This window comes from Pelomicrobium sp. G1, assembly GCF_051905455.1.
In the GTDB taxonomy this organism is placed as follows: domain Bacteria; phylum Pseudomonadota; class Gammaproteobacteria; order Burkholderiales; family UBA6910; genus Pelomicrobium.
The window spans coordinates 1-560 of sequence record NZ_JBQACR010000077.1; the positions used below are offsets into that span (position 1 = coordinate 1).

Genomic DNA, 560 nt, shown 5'->3' on the forward strand with positions numbered 1-560 from the left:
GGATACCGACTTGACGAGTTTCAGCGGATCTATCGAGAGGACCCATTCTATAATTGGTTGGGGCTTGATAATCCCCTTATGTACGCGGCCCACAAGGCGGCGGGTGGTATGACGAGTATTTATCGTCAAATCGGCATTGGCTGCGAGAACCTGTTCAGACGCATCTTGCAGGACCATCTTGGTCTCACCGATGAGGACGTCAGGTGGACCTACACCCTACCACGCGCTGGCGGCAAGGAGCGGAAGCTCCATCTCGACGCTCGCATCCCTATTTCGAGCGTCGCAAACACCGCTCGAAGGCGCCTCCTTCAGTCTTGGGTACGGGATGCCGCACGTCGGATGGATATCGACGCTGCGGTTGCTAGAACGCTCCAAGGGATCGTCTTCGAAATTAGGCAGGGTTACAAGAGCAAGGACTCCAAGCGACAGAATGCGGATATCGCCAACGCCGCTACCGCGTACACGAAGGGGCTTCTTCCCTGTGCGGGAATCCTGTCACTACAAATAGACGAAGATATCGCACAGCGGTACCGCAACGAGAGGTGGGTACTCCTCACGGG

At 56.2% G+C, this 560-nt stretch carries 1 pseudogene; it reads left to right on the forward strand.

Going from position 1 to position 560, the window contains the following annotated elements:
• Positions 1–339: 339 nt before the first annotated feature.
• Positions 340–560, forward strand: a pseudogene (locus ACTFO6_RS17520) (hypothetical protein); the annotation flags it as partial.